This window comes from Microbacterium sp. CPCC 204701, from assembly GCF_004010105.1.
GTDB lineage: Bacteria > Actinomycetota > Actinomycetes > Actinomycetales > Microbacteriaceae > Microbacterium.
On sequence record NZ_RRYE01000097.1, the window covers coordinates 1 to 8,904 of the forward strand.

General features: G+C 65.6%; 7 protein-coding genes. 4 read left to right on the top strand and 3 right to left on the bottom strand.

Annotated features, from left to right (window positions below; all coding sequences use genetic code 11):
- From EIO58_RS08060 to EIO58_RS08075, 4 genes are all read left to right on the top strand, one after another.
- On the top strand, positions 1–679 hold a 679-nt coding region (locus EIO58_RS08060; protein WP_205789183.1), incomplete at its 5' end, for an Ig-like domain-containing protein.
- A gap of 360 nt (positions 680–1,039) precedes the next feature.
- Positions 1,040–1,603 (top strand): hypothetical protein, encoded by a 564-nt coding sequence (locus EIO58_RS08065; protein ID WP_127819093.1) that lies wholly within the window; start codon positions 1,040–1,042, stop codon positions 1,601–1,603.
- Positions 1,604–2,028: 425 nt separating this feature from the next.
- Positions 2,029–2,964 carry a hypothetical protein gene (locus EIO58_RS08070; protein ID WP_127819094.1) on the top strand — a complete coding sequence of 312 codons (936 nt, stop codon included), beginning with the start codon at positions 2,029–2,031 and terminating at the stop codon, positions 2,962–2,964.
- Positions 2,965–3,394: 430 nt separating this feature from the next.
- A complete protein-coding gene (locus EIO58_RS08075) occupies positions 3,395–4,507 on the top strand; it encodes a hypothetical protein (RefSeq protein WP_127819095.1) in 1,113 nt (370 codons plus the stop codon).
- Between the two features lie 212 nt (positions 4,508–4,719).
- Here the strand turns inward: EIO58_RS08075 and EIO58_RS08080 are convergent, their stop codons facing one another.
- From EIO58_RS08080 to EIO58_RS08090, 3 genes are read right to left on the bottom strand one after another with little or no spacing between them, the layout of a single operon-like run.
- Positions 4,720–5,910, bottom strand: a complete 1,191-nt coding sequence (locus EIO58_RS08080; protein ID WP_127819096.1) for an MFS transporter — start codon at positions 5,908–5,910, stop codon at positions 4,720–4,722.
- A complete protein-coding gene (locus EIO58_RS08085; RefSeq protein WP_240658642.1) occupies positions 5,907–7,436 on the bottom strand; it encodes an ABC transporter ATP-binding protein in 1,530 nt (509 codons plus the stop codon). Before EIO58_RS08085 ends, EIO58_RS08080 begins: the two co-directional genes overlap by 4 nt.
- 34 nt (positions 7,437–7,470) lie before the next feature.
- Positions 7,471–8,838, bottom strand: a complete 1,368-nt coding sequence (locus EIO58_RS08090; RefSeq protein WP_127819098.1) for a RidA family protein — start codon at positions 8,836–8,838, stop codon at positions 7,471–7,473.
- Between the last annotated feature and the right edge of the window lie 66 nt (positions 8,839–8,904).

Here is an 8,904-nt window from a genome sequence, read left to right on the forward strand (position 1 = left end):
GCCGAGCACGAAGCACGGCGGCATCGTCGGGCTCGCGAAGGCGCAGTACGACGAGATCCGGAACGCGGATGCTACCGCCGCCGTCTCGAGCGACCTCGGGGCGGTCGAGGTCGAGGCCGGTGCGACGGAAGCCGCCGTGCGGGTCGCGCTTCCGGCCGAGGCAGACGTGGTGCTCGCGTACGGCCGAGGCACGGCATCGCAGCTGGTGACCTGGGACCTGTCGGAAGTCGACACCGCGGTGCCGGGCACCTACCAGGCCACCGGCACGGTGCGCACGATCGGCGCGAACCTCAACCAGTGGGTGGGCGCGGGCGGATCGACCGCGTGGAACGCGCCGGGCAAGCAGCTCTACAGCTCGACCGCGGTCACCGTGACGGCCGACGTCGTCGTGATCGCCCCGGCGCTGCCCGTCTCCGTGACCGCCGACACGCGCTGCGTGGCCGGCAAGGTCACGCTCGTGGTGCGCACGACGAACAACGGCGAGGTGCCGGTGAGCGTCACGCTGACGACGCCGTACGGCACGAAGAACCTCGGGGCTGTGCAGCCTGGGAAGACCTCTTCGGCGGCGTTCGCGACGCGTATGGCGTCGATCCCAGCCGGCGAGGTGAGCCTGGTCGCGACCGCGGGTGGGGAGTCAGCCGAGGCCTCCGCGTCGTACGCGGGGGCGAGCTGCGGCTGACGCTGGCCGCGCGTTGGGAGCGCCCCGCCGGACCCGAACCGGCGGGGCGCTTCCTTGTGCTGCGGCAGCTGTGGGGACTCGAGTAGGCGGAGGGGTCGGGAGCGCGTCGGCCTCCGTGAGGCCGCTCGTTTATGGCGCCAAAGCGTGCGGAACTACCGCGCGGGCTAAACGGGCGTCCCGCACAGCGCGGGCGAGATTCGGGCGGCACGCGCCCACATCGCCCCATGCCCCACCGCTACTCGAACGGTGGACCCGCTATCAACCGGCGAGACGAGCGCGAATGAGGCGCGTGGGAGACACACCGTGCACGCGGTCTGATCTGAGCGTGACGACCCCGCACTGCTCGATACGCTCGGCGTCGTGCTTCGCGTCTCGCTCACTACCCTCGATCCAACACCGATCCCGGTCTACATCGTCGACCCAGCGCCGGAGTGGTGGTCGCCAGAATGGTGGATTGACGCAGGCATTCCGCTGCTCGGCGCGGTTGGGTCCTTCGCGGTTGCTATCGCCGCTGTGGTGGTGACGTGGCGGCTCGCTCGCCGTGACCACGCCGACCGAGCCCGCGCCAAACGCGCGGAGTTCGCATACGCGGTGAACGCCTATCTTCACCCTCGCCATGAGCCCGAGCGCGGAAAGTTCGCGGCCGCGCAAACCTTCCAGCGACGAGAGAACGACCTTCGCGCCGCCGCCGGTGCCGACGACAATGCGCCAAGGATCGCGGGCTGGATCTTTCAGCAAGAGTCCCTGCTCATGGAGCGGAACGCTGTCGCCTCGTTTCAGGGTGATCGTGACGAACGGCAGTCGGCCTCCGAGCTTTACATCTTCGGTTGGGAGGTCACCAACCGTGTGCACAACTGGGTGTCGACCGGGCAAATGGACTTCGACGCGATCGACTACAGCGAAGACTTGGAGCCAGTCGGCTGATACTCACCTGACAAGGCGCGGGGACTACGAATCGCGCGGGTGGGATCGGTCCGCACCCGGTCGCTCATCCTCGCAGCGTCCTTCACCGCGTTCCTCGCCGTAGCAGGGCTCGCGCTCACGGCCGTTCTGCAACTTCCCCCACTGATTGACCTGATGATCATCGGCTTCAGCGTGGTACTGCTCGCCAGCTCCGGCGCGATGATCGGCTTAGTTATCACGGGCAGTCGCGCCCGATTGGCGTAGCTCCCGCGTTCTGAAACCGATCGCCCTCGCGCGGTGTGGTGCGCGGAGCCGATCCGCCGACGAGCGTGGGTATGGGCCGCGCCGGAAGTCTGCATTCATGGGGATCGAAATCGCGCTGGCGCCCGAATGAGGATCGGTGATCAGGTAGGAGACGAACGGTGTGGGTGTGTGAGCATCGAGTCATGGATTTCTCTGAGGATGCGCCACAGGTAGGTCCGGCCGACGTGGATCCGCACGCGCTTGGTGAGCCTGGAGTTTCCCTGGTGGCGTTGATCGCTGAGCTCGTCTCCCTGGACACCTCTTCCGCGTCAGATGCACCGCCCGACGGGTGGCGCGTGCTGAAGAGGTATCAGTCGGGTGCGCCGGTCATCGGCGCGCCAATGGACCCTCATGGGACCTTGTGGCGCGTCGCCCACGTCGAAGCTCAGCGCACCGGTTCGGTCACGACTGTGCAGCCGGAGCCGATGCCGCGGCGTCCCAGTCGTGCCGATAGGCGCCGAGGCTTGCAGTTGCGGTGGCCGGCGCTGATGACTTCAGGTCCGTCGACCGGCGACTACGTCGTTGACGTGGTCAACACCGGTCCAGCACGGTGGGAGTCAGACGTTGACGGGTTCTATGTCGTCGGAGTGTTCACTGCTCCAGGATCGACCGACTTCAGTTTCGGGTGGATGACATCGAGCCAGCAGAAGGCGGTGCCTCTGGACCCCGGTGAGTACGCCCGGGTCTCCGTCTCGATCAATGCCGGCGTCTGGAGCAGCCTAGAGCCCGGAAAGTACGACCTCCATGCCGTTCTGGTAAGTCTTGGCCTTCGAACGGTCCAGCCCTTGTCGGTTGAGCTGTCCGGGCAGACTATCTCGGAGAACCGGAAGCGCAACACGCGCCCCGCCTCCAGTCCGGCCACCCGCCGCCGGATGCTGGACCAGCAGATCGAGCACGTCCGAGCACAGACCTACGCCAGTCACTCCCTCGACCGCGTCGTCAGTGCCGTCATGGCAGCCGAGAGTGACGACGATGCGACCGTCGGCATCGGTCGCGCCCTCGACGTCAACGCGAAGCTCGCAGCATCGATCTATCACTCGGCGCTGCGGGAACTCCGACCCAACAGCGCGCAGCGTTAGCAGCGTCTGCAGCAGGTCATCGCCGAAAGCAACAGCCTCAATTGATTCGACCCGCAGCTGAGACCGAGGCCATCAAGGGATCCGAATCGAGCACGCGCTCGGATAACGACCGCGATGCGCCGCGCGCACGACGTCCATCTGAGCCAGACCCGAAGCGTCAACGCGGGAGGGCTGTTCGGCTTTCGATTCGGCTAGTGGCGTCGGAGCGCTTCGATCGGCCGGGCCCCACAACTCTCGTGCTCTGAGACCAGCGAAGCTAGCCAGACTCAGGAGACGCCCGGCACTCAGTCGCGGCCGTCAATGCGTGCTGGCCCCCGCGTGCCGCTCGTCGCGGAGCGGCTCACGGGCATCGCGCGTTTAGGGATCGGCAGATCCGCATGTCGCGGCGGCGCTCGAAACGACGCTCGAACGACTCCGATATGGTCGCCACGTGTCGACTAGAGATGAACGTCGTATCGCCGTCGGCCGCAGACTGCTGCTCGAAGATGCGCTGTGGATTGGGGACGTTCTGACGAGTGCGCTCCGTCACGACGGACCGGCGCGCGTGATGGCTCCGCTTCTCCTGTCGGGGCACGTGTCGCGCATCGTGTATGAGGGACGTGAACTCCTCGCTTCCTCGAACCCAGACGTTGCTTTGCCTGGGCTTGTTGCCCTCCTGCCGCCTGAGGAGCACCCCTCCATAGCTTTGGCCCGCCATGCAACGAAGATGCTCGACAACCAAACCAGCAAGAGCAAACCGCTCAAGGAGTTCGAGGGCGAAATCCATCAAGCGTGGATGTCGCAGCGGGCCCTGCTCTTCCGGGACGTAATGCCCGGGTTCACCTGGCTGCAACCGGACCTCGGCTTCTACACGCTGGACGGATACGTCGTTGGTGCAACCATCCCGCTCCACATGCGCTTTGGCCTCGAGGCTGTGCCCCCCGGAGACTACCCGGAGTATTTCCGGAGGTTCGGCGAAGACCTGATTGCCGCTTTGCGGATCTACGTCTGCCTTTCCGGCAGCGCGGACGCTCTAGTCACGACTCTGGAACTGTCCCCAGTTGACGCCGTCGAAGACAACGACAAATTCGTCAAGCGCTATCTCAAAGGGGCATACGACAGGGCTCTAAACCTGGACCAGAAGCTCCTCTTGCTCCTCATCGAGTCCGAGGTCAACACCGCGACCACTCTCATTCCCCTCGTCACAGGCCGCCACGTCACAGCTGGGTTCCGTGCGCGGTTCATCAGCCTGTGGCACGCGTTGTCGTCCCTGACGAAGGTCTTGGACGCGCACCCAGGAGCGACATCGCCCGGGCGCGACAGACTCCGCGCCCTTGTCAGTTCAACCGACGCCACGCGACTGTCCGCGGAGGGGATGCAGACGGTTAGGAACCGGAGCGTGCATTACGAAATCCGGGGGAAGGTCGAGATCGCGTTCTCCGACCGCCCAATGTTCGGAATCATCGAAAGCCTCACGGACGAGACGTTCGAGAGTCTCGACTCGCTCGTGCGCGATCTCAGCGCTGATCTGAGGACCGCCTTGCGAGAGTGGAGAGAATCGTGACGATGTCGCATCGCGGCCAGGAACTCTGGCTCCCGCGGCAAGCCCGCGCGGTCTGGTTTACGCGAGCCTCAATATCCCCGAACACGACCTGCAGAGGGCAGGGTCACGGAAGTGCCGCGAACGTCGACGCCCCCTATGCGCCCGTCGCACGTTTGGGAATGCCACCGGGGCGAGGCACTGACGCTTTCGGGTGTGGTTGTGTGCCGGGCGCGTCAGTCGGCGAACATCCCCCGTCTTGCGGCTACAGATGTCGTGACTAGCGCCACCACGGCGAGGGTCGCCCCGGTGATGGCCACACCGATCCAGCCAATTGTCGCGTAGGCCGCCGCTGCGGTGGCCGTCCCGAAGGCGCCGCCGATGAAGTAGGAGAACATGTAGACGCTGTTGAGGCGTCCGCGTCGTTCGGGGTCGATGCCGAAGATGCGTGCCTGGTTGGCCGCGTGGGCTAGGCCGACCGCTCCGTCGAGGAGGAGGATGCCGAGCACAAGGATGATCGCGAAGTCGCCGCCCACCCCAAACCCGAGGAACGCAACGAGCGCAGCGATCCCGGAAACGATGAAGACGGTGAGGACGCGTCCGCGGTCGACGGCGCGTCCCGATAGCGGGGCGAGCAGGCTCCCGGCGATCCCGGCAATCCCGAAGAGACCAGCGACAAACGGGCCCCACCCGAACTCAGCGTGAAGGTGGATGGCATATGTGGCCCAGAACGCCATGAACATCGCGGAGACGAGGAATCCGAGCCAGGCGTGAAGTCGAAGTCGTCCGTATGCGCGGAGCATGCGGATCGGCGAGAGGAGAAGCTCGACGAGGCGGAGGTGTTCGGTGGGCTGCGATGTCGGCAGTGCTCGCCAGAGGACGAAAGCGAGGACGAGCATGACGGCGCTTGCGGCGATGTAGAGGGCCTGCCAACTCACGGTAGCGGCCACTGTGCCCGCGACGACCTTGGACAGGAGGACGCCCATGAGGATGCCGGAGAGAACGGTGCCCGCGGCCTGTCCTTCGCGGCCGGGCGGGGCGAGGAAGGCCGCGAAGGGCGACAAGACCTGCGGGGCCACGCTGGCGGCTCCAACAAATAACCCAGCGAGAAGCAGCCACCCCACGCTGGGCGCCAGACCCTGCCCGACGAGGGCGATCATCGCGATTACAATCGTTGTGAGAACGAGCTTCTTGCGCTCGATCATGTCGGCGAGTGGCAGCACGATGAGCAGGCCGACAGCGAATCCGATCTGTGTGACGGCCGGCAGTGCGCTGACGAATTCCGCGGAGACCCCCATGGTGAGAGCGATGAGCGGAAGGAGCGGCTGACTGTAGTGCACGTTGGCGCCGACGAGGCCGGCGGCGGCGCCCATGAGATTGATGACGCCGGGAAGGCGGGCGGGGGCGGTACTCACGGTGGTGCTCATGACGCTTTCCTGCTTGATGTGGATCCCATTAGCGCGAGTGAGAGTTCATCGACTTCGAGGGTGTCGCGGGTGAACTCGGCGACGACCTGGCCGCGGTAGAGCACAACGATCCGGTCGGACAAGGCGAGCAGTTCGTCGAGGTCGGGCGAGCTGAGCAGGACGGCCTGACCTGCATTACGCACCTCGACGAGCCGGCGTTGCACGTCCGCGACCGCGCCGATGTCGAGGCCCCAGGTCGGGCTCACGGCGATGAGGCATTGAGGTTCGGCGTCGATTTCGCGAGCAATGACGAGCTTTTGCATGTTCCCACCGGAGAGGCTCGACGCGGCGGCTGCGGGGCGTCCCGGTCGGATGTCGTATCGGTCAATGGCGGATGTCGCGGCTGCTGTCATGGCGCGCCGATCGAGGAACGGTCCCCGCCGGAACCCGCCGGCGGCCACGGTGGTGAGTGCGTAGTTGTCCACGAGCGACATGGGACTGACCGTGCCCTCTGCGCGCCGGTCCGCAGGGATCACTGCCACGCCGGAAGCGCGAACGTGTCGAGGGGATCGTCCAGTGATGTCGTGGCCGGCGAGAGCGATCCGGCCCGCGCGGATCTTGGCAGTGCCGAGGATCGCCTGGACGAGCTCATGCTGGCCATTGCCTTCGACAGCGGCGATCCCGACGATCTCGCCTTCGTGGATGGTGAGGTCGACGTCGCTTATGACGTCGTGACCGTGAACGCCGGAGACGGTGACGCCTCGCAACTCAAGCACGGGTGCGCCCGGCGTTCGCGGTTTGCTGACGATCTGCGGTATGTCGACGCGTCCGGTCATCGCTCGGGCCATCTCGGCCGGTGCGATGTTGGTGTCTTCGTAGCGGGCGGTGACCTTTCCGTGGCGGATCACCGAGATGGTGTCTGCCACTCGTTCGACTTCGGGGAGTTTGTGGGTCACGAGAAGGATTGCCGCGCCGTCGGCTTTGAGCTTCTCGATGATGTCGAGCAGAGAGTCGATCTCGGTGGGGCTGAGCAGCGCGGTGGGTTCGTCAAGGAGCAGGATGCGGGCACCGCGGTGGAGGAGTTTGAGGATCTCCACGCGCTGCTGGGCGGAGACGGGCAGGTCCTCAACTTTCTTGTCGACGTCGAAGTCCCAGCCGAGCCGGGCGACAGTGTTGGCAACCGAAGTGGAGATGTCGCGGGGGTGAAGTAGCGCGCCACGCGGTTCGACGCCGAGGATCACGTTTTGCGCGACGCTGTAGGACCCGACGAGCGAAAAATGCTGATGCACCATGCCGATCCCGTGGTGCAGCGCTGCCGACGGCGAGTTGATGTCGACGGGAGTTCCGTCGAGCGAGATGGTTCCGACGTCGGGTTGAAGGTGCCCGTAGAGCATGTTCATGAGGGTGGATTTGCCGGCCCCGTTTTCCCCGAGGACGACGTGCACACGGCCAGGCTCGAGTGTTAGGTCGATGCTGTCGTTCGCGACGAAGGAGCCGAACCGCTTAGTGAGGCCGGTCGCGACGAGGCGGGGTGCCGGGGAGGCCATCTTCACGGCCTCCCCGGTCTTCCGTCCCTGGGGATCATGACTGAGGGACATATGCGATCAGGTCCAGGAGCACCTTGGCGCCGGGGACGACCATCTGACCGGGGACGAGGCCGATAGTGCTGGATGCGGGCTTCACGCCGGGGAAGTGAGCCGCCCACTCGTCGATCGCTTCCTGGAAGAACGCGAAGTCGTCGTGGAAGCACAGTCGACGGACGATGTTCTCGAGGTCGGTACCTCCGGCTTCGGCGATGGCGGCGACGTTCTTGAGGATGTATCGGACCTGGTCGCGCGCGGGTGCCCCGTAGTAGGGGAATTCGGGTCGTCGCGCCATGCCGTCAGCGAGGTTGCCGTCGTCGGCGAAGGCCATCTGGGTGGAGAAGTACAGCAGGTCGCCGCACTTGACAGCCTGCGGCTCCTGCCCGATCGGGGTCGGGGCGAGGTCGGTGTGCACGGTCTCGATGGTCAGTTCCGACTCGCCGGTGAGGAGCTGCAACGCGATCTCGATCCGGCTGCTCTTGCCGCCAAATCCCATGTACGGCATGACCATGCGTGCCGGCGGGTTCTCCGGGAAGTATTTGCTCCACACCTTGTCCATTCCGGCGAAGTCGCTCGGATGGGCGATGTAGACGTCCGCTTTGATGGTGCGATCGAGGGTCGTACCTGCGGCCTTCGCTATCTTGTCGAGCTTGCCGAGCACGTAGTCGGTCTGCTGCTCGATCTCGCTGCCGTACCAGAGGTACGGGTTGACGCGCGCTTCAGGAGCGAGGGCGGACAGCGGTCCGCGGTGCTCTGTCTGACCGTAGTCGCCGACCCAGTCCACGGGAATCTCGCCCGCGAGGAACACGTAGTCGCCGCGCACGAGCGCGGGTGAATAGCCGGCCAGCGGGGAGGGCAGACCTGCGGGGACGGGGATGCCGACGCTTTCTGCGCCGTCAAGGCGGCAGATGACGTCGACTTCAACGGTGGTGTCTTTGACGAGAAGCTCGTGGACGCTCAGCGCGGTGGATGCCGGGCGCGGGTCGGTGATGTGCTTGTTTCGCGCGTCAAGGTAGGGCGTGATGCTGAGGTCCGGCCAGGTCTCCCCCGCGTCGAACTCCTCGAGTGTGGGCTTGTCGGAAACCATCCACTGGAATATGCGGACGGAGTCTCGGTTGAAGTCGCCACCGGCTGCCGCGATCGTCTTGGCGATGTTGTCGAGCAGGTAGGCGGATTCCGCTCCCATGCGGTTCACGAGGTTAGGGTTCGCCTCGGTGATCTCGGGGGGAAGGCCGTTCTCGTAGTCGCTGGCGAGGTGGCCCGCGACGAACAGCCAGTCGCCGGCGCGCACGGCCGGGGAGTACGGCATGAGCGGCTTTGGGGTACCTTCAGGCCAGATTGCGGTGATCTCGGATGACTGCGGCATGGGGTGTATCTCCTTCGGTGTGGGTGGGGTGCCGGCGGCACTCAGGCAGGTGCCGCCGACGAGCGT